The organism is Streptomyces sp. NPDC058773, from assembly GCF_042746015.1.
GTDB lineage: Bacteria > Actinomycetota > Actinomycetes > Streptomycetales > Streptomycetaceae > Streptomyces.
Window position 1 is genome coordinate 1 of the sequence record NZ_JBHYPE010000053.1, and the last position, 24,512, is coordinate 24,512.

The following is a 24,512-nucleotide window of genomic DNA, read 5'->3' on the forward strand; positions in this document are numbered from 1 at the left end:
TTTTTTTTTTTTTGGGGGGGGGGGGGGGGGGGGGGGGGGGGGGCCGGGCCCCCCCCCCCCCCCCCCCCCCCCCCGGCCGGGTCTGCGGGTCCGGGCTAGGCGCTGCCCGTGAGGCTGGCGAACACCACCACGTTGTCGGGGTAGTAGTGCTTGCCCTGGTCGTAGTCACCGCCGCAGGTGATCAGGCGGAGTCCCGGATGGTCGAGGTTCTTGTACACCTCGACCGTGGGGAACTTGTTCTTCGGGTACTGGGCGATGCGGTCGACGGTGAATTTCGCGGTCTTCCCGTCCTGCCGGGACACCTCGATGGTGTCTCCGCGCTTCATCGACGACAGCTTGTGGAACACCGACGGCTTGCCGTTCCAGGAGACATGACCGGCGATCACCGCCGGCCCCTGGGAGCCGGGCGTCGGCCCCGGCCGGTACCAGCCCGCCTTGTCGGGGTCCCGCGGCGTCTCCATGGTCCCGTTCTTGTGCTGCCCCAGGGTCTCCAGCGTGGAGGAGACCTGGAGCGACGGGATGGAGAGCCGTTGCGGTACGGACTTCGGCATGCTGGCCGCGGCCTGGCTGCCGGAACCGCCGCCGGTCGCCTGGTCGTCGGAGGCCTGCCCGCCGCCGGCCGGCGGCTGTTCCGCGGGCAGCGACCGGGGCGGCGGCGCGTCCTGTCCTCCGCACCCGGCGAGAAGGGCCGCCGACAGAGCCGCGGCGAGGGCGTATCCGGTGGCGCGGCGGCCACGGCGGCGTACGGTGTCCATGGTGTGCTCGCTCCGGCGGTGTGCGGTGCTCACGGTGTTCTGGCTCCGGCGGCTCACGCGGCGGCCCCGTTGTCCCCGGCCCGTCCCGCCGCGAGCCCGGCCTTCCGCCGCCGTGTGAAGACCAGCGCACCGGCCGCCGCCGCGAGGGCGCCCCCGCCGGCGCCCAGCACCGCGCCCGGAACCCCGTTCTCCCCGACCGGCCCGGTACCGGTCTCGACGCCGCCGACGGGAATGGAACCCACCGCGGCGCCCTTCACCTCACCGCAGTTGGTCGGCGCGGTGGCCTCCTGGGGGAGCTTCGGGTCGAGTTCGCTCTTGCCGGCCCCCTGGAAGTCGTACTTCTGGTTGTCGTTGCGGTCGATGCCGTGCTGCACGATGTGCAGGTCCTTGATGTGGTCGACCACGTCCGGGGAGACCGCGAGGGTGCGCTCGTAGTGGAGCCTGCCCTGCGCGTTGGCCACCGGCATGCGGTCGACGGCGAGACCGCTCTTCATGTCCGTGGGCCCCTTGGTGGTGAGCGAGATGTTGATGTCGCCGTAATCGACCGTGGCTTCGGTGTTGTTGAGGACGCCGTCGCCGTTGGTGTCGTCGCCGGCGTCCGGGCAGTGGAAGTCATGACCGTCGGTGGAGCCGTGGAGGTGCTGGGCGGAGGGCTGTCCGGGGACGAGCCCCTCGGACTCGATCTTCACGGTCAGCCGGTTGCCCTGGAGGCTGAGCATCGCCGTGCCCTTGGAACCGGAGTTGTTCAGCTGCGCCAGGTTGATCTGGAACGCTCCGGTGCCCTGGGCGACGGCCTGGGACGAGGCGCCTGCGGTGAGGGCCAGGGCGGCGGGCAGAGCGACGACTGCGGCGAGGTGGCGGGTGCGCTTGGCTATCACGATCGTTCCTTTTCCGGCGGCCTCCGCTCAGGTGGGGGACCGCACGTCGTCCGGGTTCGACAGCAACACCTCGGCGAGGTGTCGGACCTGATTCGGAGCGGCAACGACCGCGGATGGGTGGCGGATGGAAAAATTTTCCGACGGCCTCCCGCCAGGCCCCCGCCACCGCGCCGGCGCCGCCCGCCCGCTCCCCCGCATCCCGCCGGATGCCCACCTCAGACGTACGACCGCATCCCGCGCCCGTCGATGGCCAGGACGGCCCGGTCCCCGGTCCGGTACCGGCGCCAGCCCGGATCGCCGGACGTGGCGAAGCGGACCCAGGCCCGGTGCATGTCCGGCGCCAGGTCCGGCGGCAGTTCCCCGTCCCCGAGCAGTGCCTGGGGGCCGCGGAGTCCCGGCAGGCCGGTCCGGTCGAAGACGAAGGGCAGCTCGACGCAGTGGCACGCGCCGAGGGAGCCGCCGAACGCGGTGGACCGCCAGCGGAACAGATAGGCGTAGGTGCCGGCGCCGGGCCACGCGGCATGGGCGTCCGCGAGCTGCCGGCTGCTCTCGGTGAAGGCGTCGGTGACGAGCCCGGCCAGCAGCTCACCCGGGGAAGCCTCGGGCCGCCGGGCACGCTGCGCGGCGACCAGGGCCGCCGGGTCCGGGTGGCGGCGGGCCGCGGCGGCCGCCACCTCCGCCTCGGTGAGCCGCGCGGCCCGTCCGGTCGGCACGGTGTACAGATTGGCCTCCTCGGCGTTGGTGCCGATGAGCAGGTCCACGGCGCTGCCGCTGCCGCCGGCCACCGCGGACACCGGCTGCTGGTGCAGCACGGCGCCGTCGATGACCGGCTTGAACGGGCTGCTGCCCAGGGACGTGTCGTAGTGCCCGTCGCCGGCGACATCGACCGGCCCGAGTCCGGCCACTGCGGAGACCAGGCGCTCGTCAGGGATCTCGGCGAACGCGTCGGCGACGGGGGCGATTCCGAGGCTCGCCGCCAGCGCACGGGTGACCCGCCCGGCCTGCTCCGGAGCGAACGCGCACCGGCCGCTGCCGCTCTGGCTGATCGCGCGCCGGAAGAGCCCCGCGGCCGGCGGGGCGGCCAGCAGCGCGGCAACGATCATCGCCCCGGCCGACTGGCCGCACACGGTCACGTCGTCCGGGTCCCCGCCGAAACCGGAGATGTTCTCCCGCACCCAGCCGAGCGCCGCGATCACATCCAGCAGCCCACGGTTCGCCGGCGCTCCTGGTACGTCCAGCCAACCCGCGGCGCCCAGGCGGTAGTTCAGCGTCACCAGCACGACCCCGTCGCGCGCGAACCCGCCGCCGTCGTAGAGCGCCGCCCCGCCGGACCCGTTGAGGAATCCCCCGCCGTGTACGAACACCAGCACCGGCAGCCGGCCCCGGTGCGGGCTCGGGGTCCACACGTTGACGGTGAGGTAGTCCGCTCCGGTGCTCTCCTGGGTGCCGAGCAGAGCCGACATGTCCAGGGGACCGAAGCCCCCTCGTGCCGCCGCGGGGGCGGTGGGGCCGGGCGCACCGGCATCCCGTACACCGGTCCACGGCACCGGAGGCGCGGGCGCCGCGAACCGCCCGGCCCCGACCGGAGGGGCCGCATAGGGAATGTTCCGGAAGACGCTCACCCCACCGTCCTGCCTTCCCAGGACCGTGCCCGCGGAGGTCTTCACCTGTACGTGGCGGTGCATCCGGCCGCTACTCCTTCGTCTTGGGGCGGCTGCGGTGCGAATCCGCCCAGCGGGTGATCGCGAAGCCGCTCCCCCGGGAGGCGACCTCGAAGCCGGCGGCCCCGCCGACATGGGCGGGCAGCACCAGGGCGGTGTGGTCGGCGGCCCACTGGAGCACCCGCCGGCGGGAGGCCCGTGCCTGCCCCGGGTCCTCGCAGAAGCAGCTGTTGCAGTCCGGCTCGACGGCCTGTGCCGGGCTGTGCAGCAGATCGCCGGTGAACACCGCGCGGTCCGCGCCCGACTCCAGCACGACCACCGCGGAGCCCGGGGTGTGTCCGGGTGCGGGTTCCAGACGGAGGTGGGCGTCGAGGGTGTATCCGTCCCGCCACAGGACGGACCGGCCGGCCCGGTCGATGGGTTCGACGCTGTCCTCGAAGACGTTCTGGTTGGCGGCGCCCAAGCGGCGCGGGAGGTCGTGGGTGGGGTTCCAGAAGTGGTGATCCGGCTCGGGCAGCAGATAGGTGGCGTTCGGGAAAGTGGGTACCCACTCGCCCTCGTCGAGCCGGGTGTTCCAGCCGACGTGGTCGGCGTGCAGATGGGTGTTGACCACGATATCGACGTCCTCCGGCGCGACGCCCGCCCGTGCGAGCGCGCCGAGGAAGTCGCTGCTCTGCCGATCGAACGGGGGAAGGCCGGGCCGCTGCTTGTCGTTGCCGATGCCGGTGTCGATCAGTACGACCCTGCCTTCGCTGCGCAGCACCCAGGTGTGCGCACTGCTGACCAGCCGGCCGTCGTCGGCGTCCCAGAACTCCGGTGCCAGCCATGCTCTGTTGCGTTCCCAGAATTCGGGCGCGAGGTCCGGAAACATCTCGTGAGGCGGCCTCGTGCGCCACTCCTTCTCCACCACGCGGGTGATCTCCACATCACCCAGAACCATCGATTCCACGGGAACTGCCTTTCTCCCCACGGGCGCGCCGGGCGCCGGTGTCTGCCTGCGGCCATTCTGGAGCCGCGCAGGGGGCCGCCGCATCGGACGGATGACTGCACTTCTGTGGGGTGGAGGGACGGCAGTCGGCTCGGCCGGGGGAAGGGCGGCCGTCAGGCACGGTCCGGCGGCGTCGCCCCGGGCGTCCCGAACTCGCCCAAGGCATCACGGAGTTGGGCGCGGGTGGTGACACCGAGCGGGGGAAAGGAACGGTAGAGGTGGGAGCCGACGGTCCGAGGGGACAGGGCGAGACGCTCGCCGATTTCCCGGTTGGTCAGCCCGCGCGCCGCGAGACGGACGATCTGCCGTTGCTGATCGGTGAGGGCCGCCAGGGCATGCGCCGGGCGGACGGTCTGCCGGACGCCGGCCGCGCGCAGTTCGGACGTGGTGCGGTCGGCCCAGGGCCGGGCGCCGAGCCGTTGGAAGATCTCCAGTGCGGCGGTCAGCGGGGGCCGGGCCTCGCCGGGGCGCCGCCTTCGGCGCAGCCAGGCACCGTGGTCCAGCAGCGTACGGGCGTGCGCGAACGGCCGGTGTTCCGCGCCCGGTTGTGCCAGCGCCGCGGTGAAGTGCGCTTCGGCGGCGCCGGGGCCGGCCAGCAGCGCCCTGGCGTGTGACAGCAGCATCCGCTGCCGTGGCGAGCCGTGTTCCATGCGGTCCGCGATCCGCTGGAGGACCAGCGCGCCCTGGTCGAGGCGGCCGGTGCGGGCGGCGGCCACCGCCAGGTCGGCCAGGCCGGCCGGCGAGACGTGGTAGTGCACCGCCTCGCCGTCGGGGGTGAACAGCAGGCGGAGGTGGCCGTAGGCCGTTTCGTGGGCGCCCTCGGCGAGGGCCGCCAGGCCCAGTGCCCACCTGGCGTGGACCACGACCGACCCGCTCTCGTGCGGTGTGACGGAGGTCAGCGCCTCCTGGGCGGCCGCCCGTGCCTCCGCCGTCCGTCCTTGCCGCGCGAGCAGACCGGCATGCAGGGTCAGTGCGGCGGCCGCGGTGTGGGCGAGGCCGGAGTCGGCCGCCCCGCGCGCGGAGGCGTCGGCGACCTCGCGGGCCTGCTCCCAGTCGCCGTGGTCCAGGGCGGCCCAGCCGGACGCACAGCGCAGTGCGGCGGGGAGGGGCGGCCCGGCCGGGCGGTGGGCGGCGCGGTGGAACAGCGTGCGGGCCACGGCGGTCTCGTCGAGCAGCCAGGCGACCGTGCCCAGCGCGGTCAGCGCACCGGGGGGATGGTCCGCCTCCAACAGGGCGTGCAGGTCCGCCAGGAGCCCTTCCCGGTCCGACGAGGGGTCGGCCACCGCCTGGGTCCAGAGCCGGACGAGGTCCTTGCCGCGTTCGCCGCCGGCGTGCGGCAACAACTGCCGGACGGCCCGCTGCTGGGCGGGATCGCCGGTGTAGTAGGCGACCAGGGCCACGGTGGCGAGCGCCTCCCGGGCGAGTGCGGGGTCCGTCGTCAGGCAGTCCTCGGCGGTGCGCAGCAGGACGGCGACGGCGGCCGTCCGCCGGGGTGTCAGCGCGAGCGCCTGTCCGGCGCGGAGGGCGGCGAGGGTGCGCAGGGACGGGTCGTCGGTGCGGCCGAGGGCCCGGTCGGTCAGCTGCTCGGCCCAGGACGGCTGCCCGGCGATGAGTGCCGACTGCGCGGCGCGTACGAAGCGGCGGGCGCCCTCGTCCGGGACGGGGCTGAGTTCGGCCGCGCGGCTCCATGCGGTGGCCGCCTCGGCGTAGCCGCCGCGCTCCCAGGTCCGGTCGGCGGTGCGCTCCAGGGCGGCGGCGACGTCCTCGTCGGGGCCGGGCGACGCCGCCGCACGGTGCCAGGACTGCCGGTCGGGGGCGTCGGCCAGCGCCGCGGCGGCGGTCAGATGGGCCTGTCGCCGCTGCTCGGGTGCGGCGGCGTGGTAGAGCGCGGAGCGGACCAGCGGATGGTGGAAGCGGACCGCGCCCGACTGGAGCCGGACCAGCCCGGCGTCCTCGGCCGGCCGCCACACCTCGGGGTCGTGGTGGGTGACCGCGGTGGTGTCGGCGGCGGCGAGCAGCAGCGCCTGCCGGGTCGCTCCGGGCAGCTGCCGCCACCGGTCGGCGAAGGACCGGGCCAACCGTTCGGTGGGCGGCAGCGGTTCACCGCTGAGCGGCGGCGCGGCCCGTCCGGCGGTGTGGGCCGCGGCGAATTCGATCAGGGCCAGGGGGTTGCCCGCGGACTGGTCGAGGATCTGCCGGCGGGCGGGTCCGGTGGGCGGGCGGTGCTGCCGGTCGAGCAGTCGGCCGGCCGCGACAGGGGCGAGCGGGCCGAGTTCCAGGGTGCGGCGGCCCCGGGCGAGTCCGTTGAGCCGGGTGGTGTCACGGGCAGCGACCAGCAGCACCACCTGTGGGCCGGACAGCCGCCGGGCCACGAATCCCAGGGTCCGCAGGGAGTCCGCGTCCATCCACTGCGCGTCGTCGACCACGACCAGCAGCCGCCGTCGAGCCGCGACACGGCCCAGCAGGGTACCGGCCGCCAGCCCGATCAGCAGCGGATCCCGTTCCGTGTCCGCTGTGGCCATCCCGAAGGCGGCCAGCAGGGCGGCCCGTTGCCCGCCGGGCAGCTCCTCCGCCTCCGCCAGGACGGGGCTCAGCAGCTGGTGCAGCCCGGAGAAGGCGAGCTCCGCCTCGGGCACCGCTCCTTCCGCCCGCAGCACCCGCATCCCGGCTGCGCGGGCCGTGTCCAGCGCCAGGTCGAGCAGAGCGGTCTTGCCCGCCCCCGGGTCGCCGGTGACGATCAGCACCGGATCGTCACCGGCCGTCCCGCGCAGCAACGCCTCCGTGTGCGCCACCTCGGTGTCACGACCGACGAGCGCGCCGGTGGCCGCCGATGCGGTGGCCAGGAGCGTCGGCTCGCCGATGGGAGCCGGGGCGCGTGGGGCGGAGTGTGTGGCGGGGGACGGGGCGGGGGCCGTGCCGAGGGCCGGTATCCGGTCGGCGGACTGGGCGGAGGAGGCGGACGGGACGATGGCGGCCGACGAGGCGATTGCGGCGGATGGGATGGACGGGGTGACGACGGCCGGGACGGACCGGGCAACGGCGGCTGACGTCGTCCGGCTTCGCCTGCGGGCCGCGTCGGCGACGATCCACCGCCGGTGCAGTTCCACCAGCTCGTCCGGCGCCGCCCCGCACCGCCGGGCGAGACGGTCGGCGGGCGCGAACTCGGTCGGCACGGCCTCGCCGTTGCAGTACCGGTGCAGCGTGGACACGCTCATGTGCACCTGCCCCGCGAGCGCACCGTAGCTGCGCCCCGAGCGCTCCTTCAGCCGGCGCAGCAGCCCCGCGAACTCCTCGGTTTCCGTCCCCACCCTGCTCCCCTGTCTCGGTCCGCCGTTCCAGGACGGCATTCCAGGGAGAGGTCATTCCCCCAGGTCAACGGCCGTTCCAGCGTTCCGGCTTCTCTCATTGTCCCGGATCTGTTGGCACCCGGGCGCACACCCCGCACGCTGGGACGCAGCACCACCGAGACGGGAGACACCATGCGAACCCGCTGGTGCACCAGCGATGTTGTCGCCATCGCCGTGCTGATCATCTGTGCCACGGTGGTGATCACTCTGATCACTCGCCGCTGAAACCACTCGCGAGGAGAAGTCCCCTCACCATGCGCACCATCCGGTCCCGAACCGCAGCCGCCGCCGTCGCCGTCGTCCTCGCGGGCCTGTCCCTGACCGCCTGCGACGGTGACGCCGAGGCGGTGTCCGGCGCGCCGTCCGCGGCGGGTTCGGGTGCCGGCGCCTCGGGCGGGACGGGCGGCGAGGCCGGCACCTCCGGCAAGGGAGAGCGTTCCGGCGGCGGGGAGGCCACCTCCGGCGGCAAGAACGGTGCCACCGGCAAGACCGGCGGCTCCGGCAAGACCGGCGGCTCCGGGACGGACAGCGGCGCCGCCAACGGCTCGTCGGATGCCTGTACGGGAGCGAGCATCAAGGCCGTGGTCACCAAGGTCAGGCGGCCCGTCAACCACCTGCTCCTCAAGATCACCAACACCGGATCGCGCGCCTGCAACGCCTACTCCGCGCCCCTCCTGGGCTTCGACGACGACCAGTCGGTGACCCGGATCATGGAGGACAGCAAGCCGCAGGCCGTCGTGAGCGTCGCCCCGGGCAGCTCCGCCTACGCCTCGATCCTGCTCAGCAGCGCGGACGGCGAAGGCTCCCACGGCCGCCCCGCCCGGAACCTCTCGGTGCACTTCGCACCGCGGAACGGCTCCGGTTCGGAGGGCGCCCCGGCCAAGCTCACGCTCCCCGCAGGCACGCACAAGGACGACAACGCCGCCGTCACCTACTGGCAGACCTCGGCGTCGGACGCGCTGACGTACTGACGTAACGACGTACCGAGAGCCGTACCAGGAGATGCACTGCCGCACTGCCGCGCTGACGTACTGAGAGGCGTCCTGATCAGCACCATTGATCAGCCATTGATCCGTCGTTGATGCGCGTCGTCGATGCGCGTGGCTGGATCACGTCACTGGGTCACGCCGTTGAGTGAGGCCGTCGAGTGAGGCCGTCGAGTCACCGTTGCTCCCTGGCCGATCGGCTCCTGACGCCTCCGTCTCCCGTTCCTCCGCCCCGTCCGCGACCACTGTCGGCGTCCGGGCCGGGCGGAGGACCGGGCCGGGCGGGGCGGCCGGTCGGTGGCCGCCCCGCTCAGGGTTCATCCGTCACCGGAGCTGCCGGCCGATCTCGCGGGAGTAGGCCGCGACCCGGGTGTAGACGCCGGGCGTGGGGGTGGTCGCGTTGCTGTTGGCCAGCCAGCTGACGATCCCGGTCAGCTTGCCGCCGGCGACCAGCGGGCCGCCGCTGTCACCTTGGGCGTGGTGGGCGCCGCTGACGGAATCATTGGCACAGACGTGCATCCTGGGGTCGAAGTCGCCACCGGGGTTGAGCCGTTGGCAGGTGCGGTCGGGGAGGACCCGCAGGTTGGCCGCGCGGAGCACGTTCGCCTGGTGGTCCTCGTAGTCCAGCAGGCCCCAGCCGTACACCCGCGCGCCGGTGCCGGGGCGGTACAGACCGCGATCGGCGGCGGTGGCCACGGGCAGCGGAGTGTACCGCGACGGCATCGGCTTGTCGAGCGTGAGGACGGCGACGTCGTTCTCCAGATGGCGGCCGAAGCGCGGATGGATCCAGGCCTTGGTCACCTTGCGCAGCGTGCCCTCGTGGCGGCGCAGATCGGTACGGCCCGCGACCACCCCCAGGTCGGTGGCGGCCTCGTCCACGACGCAATGGGCCGCGGTGACCACCTTCGTCGGCCGGACCAGGGTGCCGCCGCAAAACTGCCCCGAGCGCGGATAACTGTCGGTTTGCCGCCACAGGTTGAGGGTGACGGCCCAGGGTGCCGCGGCCGTGCTGGTCTTCCGCCCGCCGACGACGGCCTGGGCGGGGTGCGCCGGCAGCACGGCGAGCCCGGCGCCGACGAGCACCAGGAGACACACCAGGGCCGGCCACCGTGGATACGTGAGTCGAGTCATCGTCATCGTCCGGAATCTCCCTCCCGCCGGCTATCCGGCGATCCGGCTCTGGAGCAGCGCGTAGTAAGACGCCGTCTTGACGGCGACGCCCGGGTAGAGGCGACTGGTGCAGCTACCGCCCCCGCTGATGACGCCGACGAGCCGCCCCTTCACCACGACCGGTCCCCCGCTGTCCCCGTTGCAGGCGCTGACTCCGCCCGTCCGGTAGCCGAGGCACATCGTGTACGACTTCTGGTACCTGCGGGTGCCGTACGCCGTGACGCACTGTGCGTCGCCCCGGTTGGGCATCAGCGCGGTCTGCAGCGGCGGCACCCGGGTGTCGTCCTCGCGCCCCGTGGTGGAGCCCCAGCCCAGGACTCTGTTGGGCGTGCCCGCCTCGTACAGCTTCTGCTGCGCCGGGGTGGCGAGCGGCAGAGTGCGGTACGGCATGGGGGCGTTGAGGGTGAGGACGGCGAGGTCGTGCGCGTACGTCGCGCCGTTCCCCTCGGTGACCGCCTTGGGGTGGATCCACAGCTTCGACACCTTGCGCACGGTGCCCTTACGGGTATCCCGTAGGTCTTCCCGGCCGCCCACCACGCGCACGCCGTCGACGGTGGCCGGGCTGACACAGTGGGACGCGGTCAGCACCTTGCGCGGCGCGACCAGTGTGCCCGCGCACTGCGGCTCCTTCACGTCCTCCGACGTCAGAGCCACGGTCCAGGGATACTTCGTGATCTCGGCCCGGTCTCCCCCGACGACCGCGGCAGCAGGCGGCACGGCGGACATCACCAGCGTCACCCCGGCCACCACCGCGCCCACCGAGGTGCCGCGGCCTGCTCTCGCTTTGCCCATCAGTCCTCCATTGGCGATCGAACAAAGTCGCCTGTGGAGAGGCCGCGAACCGCGGCATGGTTGCCTGCCCCGCGCGACCGCCCGCATATGGCCGGGCAAGAACCTGGGGCTCTTGACAGGGGGGTGGGCCGGGGCAGGAGAGCTGGCGGACGGCTCTCGCGAACCAGGCCACGCTCCCCTGCATCCCCTGCACCTTCCGGCTGACGGCGCGTCCGCGGCTTGGCTGCCGTGCTCCCCACGTCCGACTCCCACCGGCGGCGCCTTAGGGTGGCATGACATATGTGATCTCCGAAGCCGGAAGGTTTGAGTGAGCAAGATGAGAATCGCCGTGGACAACCTGTCCGGCCCGCAGATCGTGCAGTTTCTCGCCGATCACGTGCAGCAGATGCGGTCCATCACGCCCGTGGAAAGCAAGCACGCTCTCGGCCTCGAAGGACTCCGCCGTCCCGAGGTCACCTTCTGGTCGGCGATGGAGGGCGACGCGGTCGTGGGCTGCGGCGCGATCGCCCGACTCGATGCCTCCCACGCCGAGTTGAAGTCGATGCGCACCGCGCCGGCGCGCACGCGCGGCGGGGTCGCCTCCCAATTACTGGGGCACATCCTCACGGAGGCCCAAGCCCTCGGCTTCACCCGGCTGAGCCTGGAGACCGGCGCGGCCGATTTCTTCCTGCCCGCCAGAAAGCTCTACGAGAAGTTCGGGTTCGACTACTGCGCGCCCTTCGCCGACTACCGGCCCGATCCCAACAGCGTGTTCATGACGAAGGCGCTCTGAGGGACCCGGCCCGATCACCCCCGGCCGGCCGGCGCCCTCAGCGCGTCGCGCAATTCATGCCGCCCGCCGATGCGCAGCTTTCGGTAAGCGCCGGTCAGATGGGTCTCCACGGTGCGCAGGGAGACGACGAGATGCTCGGCGATCCGCTTGTTGCTCCATCCTTCGGCGGCCAGCAGGGCGATGCGTTCCTCGCCGGCCGTCAGGGGCGAGCCGCCCGCTCCCCGGCTGCCGACCCGGCCGCCGGCCTCGTGGAGCCGCTGCTGGAGGGTGCGCGCCGGGGCCGCGGCGCCGCATCTGACCGCGATGTCCAGCCCGCGGCGCAGCGCCGTACGGGCGCCGGGCTTGTCGTCACGCCGTAGTAGCGCGGACCCATAGGTGTGCAGGGCCCGCGCCAGTTCCAGTTCGGCGGGGGTGTGCTCCAGGACGCTCACCGCCTCGGCCATGAGGGTCAGACCCCGCGCCCCCTGGGTGACTTGCCCGGCGGCGTGCAGGGCCACCCCGACGGCCCGGGGTATCCCGCCCTCCCGCGCGAGGACCAGCTCCTGTTCGGCGAGCGCGTACGCGTCACGCCCGTGCCCCAGATGGAGGGCGGCCGCGGCGGCGCGCGAGCGCCAGGGGCCGAGTGCGGGACTGACGATGCCGGCCGCCTTGAAGTGCAGCCCGCTCTCGCGCAGGAGCATCAGCCCACCGCGGTGGTCCCCTTGAGCCGAGCGCAGTGCCGCCAAGCTCATCAGGAACCGCGGCCACTCCCACGAGGGCTCGGGCGGTTCCGCGGCGGAGGCGCCGGCCGCGAGGCGCTCGGCGCCTTCGAGGTCGCCCATCTGCAGGAAGGCGTCGATCCTGATGGTGTCCAGCGTGGTGCGGTAGGGGAGTTCACCCGCCGCGAGGCCCCGCTCGGACACGGTCCGGGCCACCGCGGCGGCCCGGACCACGTGCCCCCGGCGCAGCGTGACCGCGGCCCGGTAGAGCAGCAGGAGGGTGACCAGCGGTTCCATGCCCTGGTCCCGGGTCCCCTCCAGCAGCCGGCCGCACAGGTCGTCGGCCGCGTCCAGACCGTCCAAGTACAGCAGCGACTGGGCGGCGAAGTAGTGCAGGGGGAAGAGGTCGTGGGAGAACGCCTGCGGGTTCACCCGGGCCCGGTCCAGCAGCTCGGTGACCCGGCCGGCCGGCTCGCCCGCCCGCAGGGCCGCGAAGGCGCGGACGGCCAGCAGCTGCCGCTCCCCCGGCGTGTGGCGGTCCGGTTCGGCGACCGGCGCGGCGCGGCGGGCGGCCTGCGCCGTACGGGCCGTGGGCCGCTCGCACGCCAGCCACTCGACCAGCGCCCGTATGCGCAGCGAGGACTCGCGGTCGGCGCGGGCGGCGCCCGTGCGGGCGGTCAGCTCCGCGGTCAGCCGGTCCAGGTCAGGCCCCTCGGCCCGGCCACCCGGAGCCAGCAAGTGGGCGCAGGCGAGCACCCCCACCGCCCGGGAACGGTCGGCGTCGTCGGTGAGGTGTTCCAGGGCGGCCATGGCATACGAGACGGCGAGCCCCGGGTCGTAGTGGCCGGCGGCGACGGCCAGTTGCAGGAGCACCTGGGCGCGCTCCTCCGTTGTGGCCGGCTGGAAGACGGCGTGCCGCAGATAGGTCACGGCCGTCTCTGCCGCGCCCCGGTGCAGCGCCTCCCCCGCGGCCCGGCGCAGCACCGCCGGCGGCCAGTTCCCGGCCACTGCCCCGCCGGCCATGACATGCGCGGCGACCTCCTCGTCGGGGCGCCCGCTGAGGTGCAGCACCTGCGCCGCCCGCGCGTGCGCCGCACCGACCTCCTGGGGCGTCCACGCCGCCAGGACGGCTTCGCGGACCACCCGGTGCACAAACCGCGCCCTGTCCCCGGCACCCAGCAGCCCCAGGGAGTGCAGCTCCGCAGCCGCCGAGCGGACCACGGCCTCCCCGGTGCCGCAGTACGCCGCGAGCACCGGCCACGGCATCCCGTCCCCCAGGATGGCCAGCCCGCGCGCCAGCTCGGCCATGGCCGCGGACCCCTGGCCCAGCCGGTGTCCGATCTCGCTCAGCAGCGTGGTCAGACCGAAGGTGCGGATCTTCTCCCGGTCCTCTTCCGTGGGCCGTACGCCCCCGTGCCGCGCGTCGCACAACAGGGCGCGCAGGAAGAGCGGGTGCCCCTCGGTGGCGGCATGACAGGCGGCGCTGAACGACGGGTCCGGCCGGGACACCCCGAATTCCCGCGCCACCAGCAGCGCCACGTCCGCCGGCCCGAGGGGCTCCAGTGCCAGGGTGCGGCAGGCCGAGGGATGAACGAGCGCGTCGTACAGGTCACCGGGGGCCGGGCGCTCACCCGTACGGGTCGCGACGGCCACCAGTAGGGGACGGGTATCCGCCCGGTCGATCAGATGCGCCAGCCACCGCAGCGACGGCGGATCGATCCACTGCAGGTCGTCGACCGCCAGCAGCAGCGGCTCCCGCCGGGCCAGCCGGAACACGAGCCGGTCCAGCCCGGCGAGCGTGCCGGCGGTGTCGGCATACGTCCCGGAGTCACCGCCCCGCGGCCCCTCCGGGTCGAGGATGCGCAGCACCGACTCCCCCACTCCGTCCAGCAGGACCCGGCGCTCCTCCTCACCGGCCGCGCCGACGAGCGGCTGAAACAGCCGCCGGACCGTACCGAACGCGAAGTCCCGCTGCAGTCGGCGGCAACGCACCCGTACGCCCCGGAACCGCGTGACACCGTCCAGCCAGTGATGCAGCAACGCCGACTTACCCATACCGGCGTTCCCCACCAACTGCGCCACCCGCGTCCGCCCCGCCAGCGCCTCCGCCGCCACCGCGTCCAGGACGGCCAACTCGGCCTCACGCCCGACCACCGCCGACCGGCCCGCGCGGCCCGGCCCACCAGGGCCGGCCACACCGAGGCCCGGCGAACCGAGGCCCGGCGAACCGAGGCCCGTCACCTGCGGACCGTCCCCCCGAACGGCTCCGCCACCCCTGCCACCGTCGTTCATCTGGCCCCTGCTTCCTCTCTCGCTCTGCCAGACGACGGCCCCGAGCCCCCGGTTGCATCCCGCCCCACTGAACGGCATACAGACCTACGACGGATGACCTCCGGTCCACCGAAGGTCATAGGATCCCGGCGGCGGGGAACCACACCGCCCGGCCGGATGAGACGGGGCCGACGGCCTTGGCGAACGCCGGCCCGGCGGCCAGAGCCACTGAAGCCAGACCCAGCGCACCGATCACGGCCACGCGGCCGCCCCGCGCCTTCATCCCGGTCTTCTTCGTCCTGGTCATGGACTTCCCTCCCGTGGATCTCGCCCACATGGTGAGACCCACCCCCTTGACGAAGGTGCCTGGTGCGCCTCGCTGTTCACCCGGACGAGGCCTTCGACCCACTCGTTGCCCCCAGCCCCGCACCGTTACCAATCCACCACAAACACCGACAACCATGCCGTTCCCACATCAGCCCCCGAAGTGGCCGCTCAGGAGAAATCGATGACTGGAACCGGTCTGCACTGCAACGGAGTTGACGGGACGGGATGTCGACCAGGCGGTCCGGGCCGTAAGAGCGCAGGCCGGCGTCCTGGATGAAAGGCGGCACCTCGTGGTGGCTGATGTGCGAGCGCACGTCGAGTCGATCGCTCCCGCCGTCCTCGCCGAGCAGATGCGCGCGCCGACGTGAGACCGCCCATGCGGACGCCGTGGAGAAGGTCCCCGAGCGAGGTCCACACAGCGGGCGGGCCAGGGCGTGAGGAAATCGAGGAAACGAGGAAGACAAGGAGCGCCTGGGCCGGCCAATCGCCGTAAATATGTGCGAAGCTGACGCGATGCCGCTCTCCCCCACCCCCGCGGAGCCGATAACACCCGAGCCGGTACGCGAGGTTCCGTACACGCTGCTCACCCAGTCCTGGCTCGACCTGTCGTTCCTGCACTGGGCCGCCGACCCTGCGGACGTGGCGCCCTTGCTGCCGGCCGGGGCCGTGCCGGACACCCACGACGGGCTCACCTACGTCGGACTGGTGGCGTTCCGGATGCACCGGGTGGGCTGGTTCGGGTTGCCGGGTGTCCCGTACCTCGGCACCTTTCCGGAGACCAACGTGCGCCTCTACTCGGTGGACCGGCACGGCCGGCGCGGCGTGGTGTTCCGCTCGCTGGAGGCCTCGCGGCTGCTGCCGGTGGCCGTCGCCCGCAGCACCTTCCGGCTGCCCTACGTGTGGGCCAAGATGGCGATCCACCGTGACGCGGACACCATCAGCTACACCAGCAGCCGACGCTGGCCGGGGCCGCGCGGGGCGCGCTGTCGGATCGCGGTGCGCATCGGCGAGCGGATCGAGGAGCCAACCGCCCTCGAACACTTCCTGACCGCCCGCTGGGGCATGCACAACGCCTTCTTCGGCCGACCGGTGTACATGCCCAACATCCACCCGCGCTGGCCACTGCACCGCGCCGAACTCCTGCACTGTGAGGATGAGTTGGTGACCGCCGCCGGGCTGCCGTCGCCGGGCGGGCCGCCGGTGAGCGTGCTGTACTCCCCCGGCGTGCCGGTTCGCTTCGGCCGCCCTGCCCGCCCCGGCGGCCTGCCCACGCCCTGAGCCCGTGCAGGGCGGCGGCCGGACGTCAGCCGGAGCATGGCGCGCTCAGGTGCCGATCCGCGCCGCCCTCGTTCAGGTCCGAGCCGCCGTCGGCATCTGCGCTCGCCCTCCAGCAGATCGAGGACGAGGCACGCCGTCGCCGGACGGCGGGCCGAACGCCCGGAGTCCGTCCGTCATCGGCTCATCGCCCCGGGGTGGCGCCGGCGGGAGACTGGAGCCACTGGAGCAGTTGTTCCATGACGGGAACGGGCAGTGTCGGGTGTCGGGCCGCGGTTTCTGCGGTGTCGGTGTCCCGCAGAAGCCGGACCAGTACTCGCGCGGGCAAGCGGGGGTGGCCGGCGGCCGCGCGGCGCACTCGCTCGTGCGGGTCGTCGAGCAGCCGCACCGCCGACGCGGGTGTCAGCCGTGAGTCCCTCGCGGCGCGGTGCCGTACTTCTTCGTTGCCGTCCCGGCTGAGCAACTCGACCAGTTCGGCAGTCGACTCCGGGTCGTCCAGCGCCAGTTGGCGCATGCGCGGGTTCGGATCGCCGGCGTGGCGGAGCAGGCCGCGGCGGGGGAAGTGCGGGTGGCCGCGGGGGCGATCGGGGGTGGTGAGGCTTCCGGTCCACCACTGCCACACGCGCAGCAGCATGTCAGCGGGCGCGTCCTCGCAGGATTCCGCGAGGAAGAGCTGTACGACACGGTCCTCGTCGTGGGCAAGGAGGCCGACCACATCCGGCGGGAGGTGTCTGGCGCGGGCGACGCTTCTGCGAACGAGAGGGTGGGAGGAGGCGGCCAGGCGGCGCATGGCGTCGGGGTCCTCGTGCAGTGCCGTGACCCAGTTGAGCGGGTGGTAGCGGCCGTCTGGGTCGAAATCGATGCGGATGCCCGCCCGTTGTTCCTCGGTGAGGTCGGAGCGTGTGGCCACCGCGGAACGGACTGCGTCGTCGGGGTCCTGTGCGAGGGTGCGGACCAGGTCCGGGTCCAGATGCGGGTTGCCCGCCAGGGAGCTGCGTAGGGCGCGATCGCTGTGGCGGGCCAGGCGTTCGGCCAGGCCGCGGTCCAGAAGGCATGTCCGTACGGCACGGTCTTTGAGTTCCGCGGTGTCGAAGACCGACTGGGTCATCGGGTGCTCCTGGTGGTGACGGAGCAGCGCCTCGGTGCGGACCTTGCCGCAGGGGTCGTCGAGGAGGTTGCGCCGGGCCTGAGTTCCCAGGTGGGGCCAAGCCCGGTGGCAGGCCTCGGTTCGTACGGACGGTTCGGCGTCGGCGGCCAGGGCGGTGAGTACGGCAACGGGCAGTCCGGAGAGGTGAGCGGTTTCTGCGCGGACCCGGGGCGAAGCGTCGGCAGCGAGCTGCTGGTATGCCGCGTCGGTGAGCTCGGCGCGTCGGTCTGCCGCGATCATGGTGAGCATCCACCGGCGCCCGGATCCTTCTTCGTTCAGGATCAGGCGGGTCCACTGCTCAGGGGTGATATTCGGCTGGGCCTCGGCGAGCAGCTGCCTCACCTTCCAGTCCGGGTGGATCATGGCCGCCTCGATGACCGCGGTCGGCAGCCGGCGCCACAGCAGGAAATGCGACCGGCCCAAGAGGCGGGCGCACAGCTCATCGGGGGTCCTGGGGTTGAGTGCCAGGCCGTGTGCCCACGCCTCGCGCAGCCTCTCCGAAGGCTCTGGCCCCTGAAGCAACGATGCCCAGGCGGCTGCCCGTTCCTGCGGGGTCTCCCGGGCCGCCGCCTGTGCGGCTGTCTCCTGCCGCTGTCGGACGTGGTCGATGGCGGTGAGCCAGACCTCGTCCCCCTCACAGGTCATCCCCAGCAGTGTGTCCCCGTCCATCGACACGGTGACGAAACCGGGATGTCCGGACCGCTCGCCGAGCACTCCGGCGAGGTCCCACCGGCCGGTGAGCCGCACCCGCGTCCAGCGCCTGGGCAGGCAGCCGGTCCAGCGGCCGGCGACGTCGATGAGGAAGACGCCGTCCCCTCGGAGGATTCCGCTTCCGGACGCGAACCGGTGCCATTGTGCGTTGAGTTCGGCGACCAGGTCGGGCCGGTCTCCGCCCACGCGCACGGCCGGAGCGGTTCCGCCCGCGCCGATGGGACGCCATGCGGCTCGGGGCGGAAGTACCTCCTCGGTCCGCCACTCCCCCATGACTTCCAGCCCGGCGCACCGCAGCAGCTCTACGAGTTCGTCTCTCCCGCCCGTCATGAGAGTCCATCCTGCCCGAGCCGGTTGCTGGTTTCTTCACGGGCCGGTGCGGTGTACGGCTTGGGCGTCCGGTCGTCCGGCGGCGGCCAGGATCGCTGGGGAGAACACGAGAGCAGCCCCCGTTGCAGAGGCCCGGACGGGAGCCGATCGATGCCGTTCCACCGGCTACCGCTCAGCAAGACGTCGCCCGCCTCGCACGGGGACTGACCCCGAGCGCGCCCAGGCCGACGACCGAACCGATCGGCGGCCTCGTGGATCCTTCGTGCTGCTGCCGGGCACGAACTCAAGCGGGCGGCGGGACCGGGGACCACACGCCCATCCACTGTTCGGCGCCCCACTCCTCGAACCGTTGCACCTCGGTGAACCCCAGCTTCGCCGCGAGGCGCATCGAGCGGTCGTTGGCGGTCTGGGTGCAGAGCACCACCGGCTCGCCGGGCAGCGCGTGGGCGAACCAGCCGAGCGCCGCCGCGCTCGCCTCGGCGGCGTACCCGCGTCCCCATGCCTCCGGCAGGAACAAGTAGCCGAGCTCGGCCGCCCCGGCATCGGGGCGGACACGACTTTGATGCTCCGCGTCACGCCGGTTGAGCTCGATGGTGCCGATCATCGCTCCGGCCAGCTCGACGACGAAGAGGCCGGGGCGCCTCTCAGGCGTCTCAGGCAACGTGCGCTCCAATTCATCACGCGGTCGCGGGCCGCCTACATAGGCGCCCACTTCCGGCGAAGTGAACAGCTCGATGAACGCCGCACGGTCCCGGGCCTCCGGCTCGCGGAGCACGAGCCGCTCGGTCTTGATCGGGGCAGGCGGCCAGGCGACGGATCCTGAGTCAGTCATGGCGGGCAAGCTATCGCGCACCCGCCGGACAGGAGGCTCGGACGACCGACAGGCCTCGCACCCGGACAGCTTCGCCGGCATCCAGAACAACACCGCCCCGATGGCAGCCGTCATGCTGGGACTGGGGGCGGTTGCCGTCGCCGGGGCTTGGTGGCTCGTACGGCGGACGACAACCATGCGGACCGTGACCGCCGTACTCGCCGTTCTTGTCCTGCTGGCCGGTGGCGCCGCGCTGTACCGCGTTGGACCGATGCTCCACTGCTGGGACTCGAACCGGATCGCCCGCGAGCCCAGCGGCGCTTACGTCTGCTACGACTTCTGAGCGGGCCCCGGTCTCCGGGCGGGCCCGGAGACCATCCCGACGGCGGCGGGCGGCAGAAGCCGCTTGATCAGCGGGCGGCAAGAACCCTGCCACCAGCCGCAAACGAAGCCCTCAAGGCTTCGTGACCGCGGGCTTACTGGGTTGGCGGGAAGAGTCCCGGTCGTGGGAATGGTCCCCCATGGTTGGCACGCGTACGTCAGCGCCGGGAAGTATGGCGTCCCACCACATACACCTCTGACCTGCACGTTCCTACGGTGTGGCGACGCGCGACGTCCCCGTCCCCCGTCAGGAAACCTCGTCAGGAACCCTCGTCAGGAAGTGGTGCCGATGTCCTCCCCTAAGACCGCTCCCCCGCCGCTCGCCAACCTCAGGCGCATCGTCGCCGCGAGTCTCATCGGGACCACCGTCGGGAGACCCCCAGCCGGGATCTCGCCGCGGTGGACGGGGACGCGGCGGCGGACCGGGGACACGCGGCCGCTCCGGACGGCGGGGCGTCATCGGCCACGCCGTCCGGAGGGCCGGAGAAGGCCGGAGCGGCTTGATGCCGGAGCGGCCTGATGGCGGAGCGGCCTGATGTACGGCAGGACGCCGTCGGCCCCCCGCAGTCGCCCGCAGAGCCTTGACGTACGGCAGAGGCGTGGCGGGCCCGGGGACGCTCCGGGAGACGGGGACAGCGGGTCCGCCACGCCCCCGCCGGGCGTCAGGGGCGGTTCTTGCCCTTCAGGGAGTCCTTCATTCCCCGGAGGTTCTCCTTGGCGTCGCTCATCGCGCCCTTGGCGCGGCCCTTGGCCTCGTCGGTGCGGCCCTCGCCCTTCATCCGCTCGTCGCCCGTCAGCTTGCCGGCCTTCTGCTTGGCCTTGCCCTTCATCTTGTCCATGGCACCTTTGTCACCCATGTCGCACTCCTGTGTCCGGTGGGAAGGTTGACGCTTCGGCACCACGTTGCCGCAGGTCGCGACGGTGCGCACCCGGAGGCGGCCATCGGTAGGGGCCGCCGGCGGGTACGGAGCGGACCCCCGCCCCCGGTTACGTGCCGGTATCGCCCGCCACTGCTGAGGAGAGCTGATGTCCCCGTGCGGCGTCACCCGATCGGCCGTCCCGGATCGCCCGGCGCCCCGCGGGCTCCTAGCCTCGTACGACGCGGCGTGCCGTCTGTGCACCGCCGCCACCAGGGAGGCCGACATGCGGAGGCTCATGACCGTGCCGACGGTGCTGTTCGCACTGGCCGCCGCGGGCTGCGGGAGCGCGGACGGCGGCCCGGGCACGACGGCCACGACCTCCTCCCCCACACCGGACCGCAGGCCCGACGGCGGTCCGGGCTCCGGCTCCCCGACCGTCCCCGGCCAGCCGGTGAACTGCGGGGAACTCCCCGACGCGCTGGGCACGGAAGGGGACGTCACGCTCTTCGCCGACCCCGGCGCCGGGGGCACGGTGGGCTGCGGGGAGGCCCGCTCGGTGATGTCGGAGTTCTTCGTGCGGGCGCCGCGGGAGGCCCGGGACGACCGGGCCACGCTCTCCGTACGGGGCTGGCTCTGCCGGTACGAGAGCGGCCCCACCGGCACCTGGATCACGACCTGCGGCAAGGACAAGCGGGAGATGCACACGGAGGAGCCGCCCGGCGGGAACACCGTCCCTGGGCCCTCCGACGAGCCCGGCGCCCCGGACGAGTCGGAGCTGCCGCCGCTTCCGGACGGCTCGTCGGACCCGCTGGAGGAGCCGTCGACGGAGGAGCTGTAGTCCGCCGCCCGGCAACTGCCGAGGGGATCAGGCCTCGGGAGACCGGCCCGGCAGCTCCTCGTCCATGCCCTGGAACCAGGTCGGCCCGGCCTCCAGCGCCCGCTTGATCCGGGTCAGCGCATACTCCTTGAGCTCCGGCAGGGCGTCCACGGCGAACCAGCCCACGTCCAGCGACTCGTCGTCATTGACCCGCGCCTCACCACCGACCGCCCGGCAGCGCAGCGTCACATCCATGAACTGGCAGACATCGCCGTTGGGGTAGTGGGTCGGCGGCATGGTCTCGACGAGGACGACGCCCTCGGGGACGACCCGTACGGCGGTCTCCTCGTAGACCTCCCGCACCGCGGTCTCGGCGGGCTGCTCACCGGGCTCGGGGATGCCCCCGATCACCGACCAGCCACCGGTGTCGACCCTCTTGCCCAGCAGCACACGGCCCTGGTCGTCGAAGACGACCGCGCTCACCCCGGGCAGCCAGAGGAGCTGTCGGCCGATGGAGTGCCGGAGGTCACGGATGAAGTCGGGGGTTGCCATGGTCCCGACCCTACGGGACATCCCCGGTCCGCCCCGGCCCGGCGGGCGCGGCCGGGCGCACCCGCCGGCGCGGCGCTCAGGTGCCGGCCGGGGATCCTTCCCGCGGCCGGAGCCGGCCCCGGATCGCCCGGACGGCGCCCTCGGCGTCATCGACGGTGACGGTGAAGGTCATCCCGTCGCCCAGCTGGAGAATCACACCCTCGCCCCGGCGGACGACCACGGCCGTGCCCTGCTCGGGGCGCCAGCGGTAGCCCCAGCCGCCCCAGTGGCGGGGAGTGACCTGGGCGGCGAAATCGGCGCCGACGACGCTGTCGAGCGGAATGCGGCGGCGCGGTACCCCTATATGGCCGCACCGCACCTCCAGGCACTCCTTGTCGACGCGCACCGCGACATGGACGAAGGCGAGCGTGCCGAAGAGCACCAGCAGACCGGCCGCGACACAGCCGACCACCGACATCACCAGCGGTGCGCGCCCCGAGGTCCAGTTGCTCTCGACGGCGAGCAGGATGCCCAGCGCCAGACAGGCCGCACCGATCGCGGCCAGCAGCCACTGGATGCGATTGGTGGCGCTGCCGTGCCAGACCTCGGGGATCTCGGCGTGGGAGCCGCTGCCGGAGCGTGCCCCGATGCCGTCCCTGTCGGTGCTGCCGTGGTTACCGGGGGCTGCTGCCCCCTCGTGGGGGTGGTCCCTCATGGAACGCAGCGTACGCGTCTTTGCACACCATGGCAGTACGCCGGAAGGCCCCATTCCGGCCCGGGTTGCGCTACCGGCGACGCCGTGGAAGACGTCAGCGACGAGCCGCCGCGGCCGCCCCGTCGACCGCGGGGACGGCCGGCATCTCGTCGCCCGGCGGGAGGTCCGTACGGCTCCGGGCGAGCAGCCGGCCCTCGGCGTAGGCGAGCGCCGCGGCCGGCAGTCCGGCGGGGCGGCCGCTGAGGATCACGCTCAGGGCACCGGTCGCGGCGGCGGCCGGGGCGGGCTCGGCGCCGATGCGGCGCAGCGCCTGGGCGGCGACCGCCTCGGCGGAGCCGTGCAGGACCAGCGCGGGGGCGCCGGGCTGCTCCAGGGCGGCCCGGATGCGTTCGGCGACCAGCTCGTAGTGGGTGCAGCCGAGGACCACGGTCCGTACGTCCCGCGGGGTGCGCTCGGCGGCGACCGCGATGGCGGCGTCGATCGCGGCCTCGTCGGCGAACTGGACCGCGTCGGCCAGCCCCGGGCAGGGCACGCCGGTGACCTCCGCCCCGCGCCCGAACCGCTCGATCAGATCCCGCTGGTAGGGGCTGCCGGTGGTGGCAGGGGTCGCCCAGATGGCGACGGGGCCGCCGCCGGCCGCGGCGGGCTTGATCGCCGGGACGGTACCGATGACCGGGATCTGCGGTTCCAGTTCGGCGCGGAGGGCGGGCAGCGCGTGCACGGACGCGGTGTTGCAGGCGACGATCAGGGCGTCGGGGCGGTGCGCGGCGGCCGAGCGGGCCACGGCCAGCGCACGGGCGGTGACATCGTCGGGGGTACGGGGGCCCCAGGGCATCCCGTCGGGGTCGGAGGAGAGGACCAGATCGGCGTCCGGCCGCAGTCGCCGCATGGCGGCGGCCGCCGCGAGCAGCCCGGTCCCGGAGTCCATCAGCGCGATCTTCACCCGGACACTTTACTCAGCCGCCCGTCCGGGTTGTCATACCGGGCGCAACGGGCGAGTGCCTCCGGAGGCGGCACTCCCGGCCCCTCCCCCCGTTCACCCCTCCTTCCCCTCCCCTTCCGACACCGTCGCGATGGCCGCTGTGCGCCGGGTGCGGTGGGGCAGACTGCGGCCGTGGGAGCGATGGAGTGGATCGGTGCCGGGTCCCTGCTGGCCTGGGTGTGGCTGCTGCTGTGCCAGGGCTTCTTCTGGCGGACCGACGTACGGCTGCCGGCCCGGCGGGATCCGGAGCGTTGGCCGTCGGTCGGCGTGGTGGTCCCGGCGCGGGACGAGGCCGCGGTGCTGCCGGACAGCCTGCCGTCGCTGCTCGGGCAGAAATACCCGGGCCGGGCGGAGGTGTTCCTGGTCGACGACGGCAGTACGGACGGGACCGGCGCGCTGGCCCGGCGGCTGGCCGCCGCCCGGGGCGGGCTGCCGCTGACGGTGTCCTCGCCCGGTGAGCCGGAGCCGGCGTGGACCGGGAAACTGTGGGCCGTACGGCACGGCATGGCGCTGGCGCGGGAGCGCGTCGCACCGGAGTATCTGCTGCTGACCGACGCGGACATCGCACATGAACCGGACAGTCTGCGGGAGTTGGTGGCGGCGGCGCGGTCGGCGGACCTGGACCTGGTCTCGCAGATGGCGCGGCTGCGGGCGGTGACGCACTGGGAGCGGCTGATCGTGCCGGCGTTCGTCTACTTCTTCGGCCAGCTCTACCCCTTCCGCCGGGTCAACCGGCCCGGGGCGCGGACCGCGGCCGCGGCCGGCGGCTGTGTGCTGCTGCGGCGGGAGGCCGCGGAGCGGGCGGGCATCCCGGACGCGGTCCGGCATGCGGTGATCGACGATGTCACGCTGGCGCGGGCGGTCAAGCGCGGCGGCGGGCGGATCTGGCTGGGGCTGGCGGACCGGGTGGACAGTGTGCGGCCGTATCCGCGGGCGGCCGACCTGTGGCGGATGGTCTCGCGCAGCGCGTACGCCCAACTGCGGCACCAGCCACTCCTGCTGCTCGGTACGGTGCTCGGTCTCACGGTGGTGTATCTGGTGCCGCCCGCTGCGCTGGCGGCAGGGCTGGCCGGCGGCGGTCCGGTGCTCGCGGCGACCGGCGGCGCGGCCTGGGCGGTGATGTGCGGGACGTATCTGCCGATGCTGCGCTACTACGGGCAGCCGCTGTGGACGGCGCCGCTGCTGCCGTGCACCGCGCTGCTCTATCTGCTGATGACGGTGGACTCGGCGGTGCAGCACTGCCGGGGGCGCGGGGCGGCGTGGAAGGGCCGGACGTATCCGGCGCCCTGAGCGCCCCCGGTGGTGCC

At 73.3% G+C, this 24,512-nt stretch carries 21 protein-coding genes; 6 read left to right on the top strand and 15 right to left on the bottom strand.

The genetic code is table 11. The annotated features are described in order from the left end of the window. Window positions 1-95 precede the first annotated feature (95 nt). From ACFW5B_RS30650 to ACFW5B_RS30670, 5 genes are all read right to left on the bottom strand, one after another. Complete coding sequence (locus ACFW5B_RS30650) at window positions 96-788, bottom strand: class F sortase (RefSeq protein ID WP_386446710.1); 693 nt, start codon at window positions 786-788, stop codon at window positions 96-98. A 20-nt stretch (window positions 789-808) separates the two neighbouring features. After that, window positions 809-1,633 carry a hypothetical protein gene (locus ACFW5B_RS30655; protein ID WP_386446713.1) on the bottom strand — a complete coding sequence of 275 codons (825 nt, stop codon included), beginning with the start codon at window positions 1,631-1,633 and terminating at the stop codon, window positions 809-811. Window positions 1,634-1,848: 215 nt separating this feature from the next. Then, window positions 1,849-3,318: a carboxylesterase/lipase family protein gene (locus ACFW5B_RS30660; RefSeq protein WP_386446716.1), complete on the bottom strand. Its 1,470-nt coding sequence runs from the start codon at window positions 3,316-3,318 to the stop codon at window positions 1,849-1,851. A gap of 7 nt (window positions 3,319-3,325) precedes the next feature. Beyond that, window positions 3,326-4,243 carry an MBL fold metallo-hydrolase gene (locus ACFW5B_RS30665; protein ID WP_386446718.1) on the bottom strand — a complete coding sequence of 306 codons (918 nt, stop codon included), beginning with the start codon at window positions 4,241-4,243 and terminating at the stop codon, window positions 3,326-3,328. Window positions 4,244-4,395: 152 nt separating this feature from the next. After that, window positions 4,396-7,590 (bottom strand): AAA family ATPase, encoded by a 3,195-nt coding sequence (locus tag ACFW5B_RS30670; protein WP_386446721.1) that lies wholly within the window; start codon window positions 7,588-7,590, stop codon window positions 4,396-4,398. A 293-nt stretch (window positions 7,591-7,883) separates the two neighbouring features. Here ACFW5B_RS30670 and ACFW5B_RS30675 point away from each other — a divergent pair, with 293 nt between their 5' ends. Continuing rightward, window positions 7,884-8,600, top strand: coding sequence for a DUF4232 domain-containing protein (locus ACFW5B_RS30675; RefSeq protein WP_386446724.1), 717 nt, complete (start codon window positions 7,884-7,886; stop codon window positions 8,598-8,600). A gap of 339 nt (window positions 8,601-8,939) precedes the next feature. On the opposite strand, the gene ACFW5B_RS30680 is transcribed toward ACFW5B_RS30675, so the two are convergent. Continuing rightward, window positions 8,940-9,752 carry a S1 family peptidase gene (locus ACFW5B_RS30680; RefSeq protein WP_386446726.1) on the bottom strand — a complete coding sequence of 271 codons (813 nt, stop codon included), beginning with the start codon at window positions 9,750-9,752 and terminating at the stop codon, window positions 8,940-8,942. Between the two features lie 24 nt (window positions 9,753-9,776). Next, window positions 9,777-10,577 (bottom strand): S1 family peptidase, encoded by an 801-nt coding sequence (locus tag ACFW5B_RS30685; RefSeq protein WP_386446729.1) that lies wholly within the window; start codon window positions 10,575-10,577, stop codon window positions 9,777-9,779. Between the two features lie 316 nt (window positions 10,578-10,893). Here ACFW5B_RS30685 and ACFW5B_RS30690 point away from each other — a divergent pair, with 316 nt between their 5' ends. Continuing rightward, window positions 10,894-11,349, top strand: a complete 456-nt coding sequence (locus tag ACFW5B_RS30690) for a GNAT family N-acetyltransferase (protein ID WP_386446819.1) — start codon at window positions 10,894-10,896, stop codon at window positions 11,347-11,349. A gap of 14 nt (window positions 11,350-11,363) precedes the next feature. On the opposite strand, the gene ACFW5B_RS30695 is transcribed toward ACFW5B_RS30690, so the two are convergent. Together ACFW5B_RS30695 and ACFW5B_RS30700 are read right to left on the bottom strand one after the other, a co-directional pair. Continuing rightward, the gene (locus tag ACFW5B_RS30695; RefSeq protein WP_386446731.1) at window positions 11,364-14,288 is read right to left on the bottom strand and encodes an AAA family ATPase; all 2,925 of its coding nucleotides are present in this window, start codon (window positions 14,286-14,288) and stop codon (window positions 11,364-11,366) included. 166 nt (window positions 14,289-14,454) lie between these two features. After that, window positions 14,455-14,625 carry a hypothetical protein gene (locus tag ACFW5B_RS30700; protein ID WP_386446733.1) on the bottom strand — a complete coding sequence of 57 codons (171 nt, stop codon included), beginning with the start codon at window positions 14,623-14,625 and terminating at the stop codon, window positions 14,455-14,457. Window positions 14,626-15,158: 533 nt separating this feature from the next. On the opposite strand from ACFW5B_RS30700, the gene ACFW5B_RS30705 reads away from it, so the two are divergent. Further along, complete coding sequence (locus ACFW5B_RS30705; protein WP_386446736.1) at window positions 15,159-15,923, top strand: YqjF family protein; 765 nt, start codon at window positions 15,159-15,161, stop codon at window positions 15,921-15,923. A 181-nt stretch (window positions 15,924-16,104) separates the two neighbouring features. Here ACFW5B_RS30705 and ACFW5B_RS30710 read toward each other — a convergent pair whose 3' ends face one another. Together ACFW5B_RS30710 and ACFW5B_RS30715 are read right to left on the bottom strand one after the other, a co-directional pair. Then, window positions 16,105-18,108 (bottom strand): PE-PGRS family protein, encoded by a 2,004-nt coding sequence (locus ACFW5B_RS30710; RefSeq protein WP_386446738.1) that lies wholly within the window; start codon window positions 18,106-18,108, stop codon window positions 16,105-16,107. A 283-nt stretch (window positions 18,109-18,391) separates the two neighbouring features. Continuing rightward, window positions 18,392-18,940, bottom strand: coding sequence for a GNAT family N-acetyltransferase (locus ACFW5B_RS30715; RefSeq protein WP_386446740.1), 549 nt, complete (start codon window positions 18,938-18,940; stop codon window positions 18,392-18,394). Between ACFW5B_RS30715 and ACFW5B_RS30720 the strand changes: the two genes are divergently transcribed. After that, window positions 18,939-19,262: a hypothetical protein gene (locus ACFW5B_RS30720; protein WP_386446743.1), complete on the top strand. Its 324-nt coding sequence runs from the start codon at window positions 18,939-18,941 to the stop codon at window positions 19,260-19,262. The genes ACFW5B_RS30715 and ACFW5B_RS30720 overlap by 2 nt on opposite strands. Window positions 19,263-19,962: 700 nt before the next feature. On the opposite strand, the gene ACFW5B_RS30725 is transcribed toward ACFW5B_RS30720, so the two are convergent. Continuing rightward, window positions 19,963-20,157 carry a CsbD family protein gene (locus tag ACFW5B_RS30725; protein ID WP_386446746.1) on the bottom strand — a complete coding sequence of 65 codons (195 nt, stop codon included), beginning with the start codon at window positions 20,155-20,157 and terminating at the stop codon, window positions 19,963-19,965. A gap of 286 nt (window positions 20,158-20,443) precedes the next feature. On the opposite strand from ACFW5B_RS30725, the gene ACFW5B_RS30730 reads away from it, so the two are divergent. Continuing rightward, entirely contained in the window at window positions 20,444-20,998 is a 555-nt protein-coding gene (locus ACFW5B_RS30730; RefSeq protein WP_386446749.1) for a hypothetical protein, read from the top strand. Between the two features lie 27 nt (window positions 20,999-21,025). On the opposite strand, the gene ACFW5B_RS30735 is transcribed toward ACFW5B_RS30730, so the two are convergent. From ACFW5B_RS30735 to ACFW5B_RS30745, 3 genes are all read right to left on the bottom strand, one after another. Next, window positions 21,026-21,529, bottom strand: a complete 504-nt coding sequence (locus ACFW5B_RS30735; protein WP_386446752.1) for an NUDIX domain-containing protein — start codon at window positions 21,527-21,529, stop codon at window positions 21,026-21,028. A 76-nt stretch (window positions 21,530-21,605) separates the two neighbouring features. Further along, entirely contained in the window at window positions 21,606-22,223 is a 618-nt protein-coding gene (locus ACFW5B_RS30740) for a hypothetical protein (protein ID WP_386446755.1), read from the bottom strand. A gap of 94 nt (window positions 22,224-22,317) precedes the next feature. Then, window positions 22,318-23,166 carry a glutamate racemase gene (locus ACFW5B_RS30745; protein WP_386446758.1) on the bottom strand — a complete coding sequence of 283 codons (849 nt, stop codon included), beginning with the start codon at window positions 23,164-23,166 and terminating at the stop codon, window positions 22,318-22,320. A gap of 180 nt (window positions 23,167-23,346) precedes the next feature. Here ACFW5B_RS30745 and ACFW5B_RS30750 point away from each other — a divergent pair, with 180 nt between their 5' ends. Next, window positions 23,347-24,495, top strand: a complete 1,149-nt coding sequence (locus ACFW5B_RS30750; protein ID WP_386446822.1) for a glycosyltransferase — start codon at window positions 23,347-23,349, stop codon at window positions 24,493-24,495. Window positions 24,496-24,512: the final 17 nt, after the last annotated feature.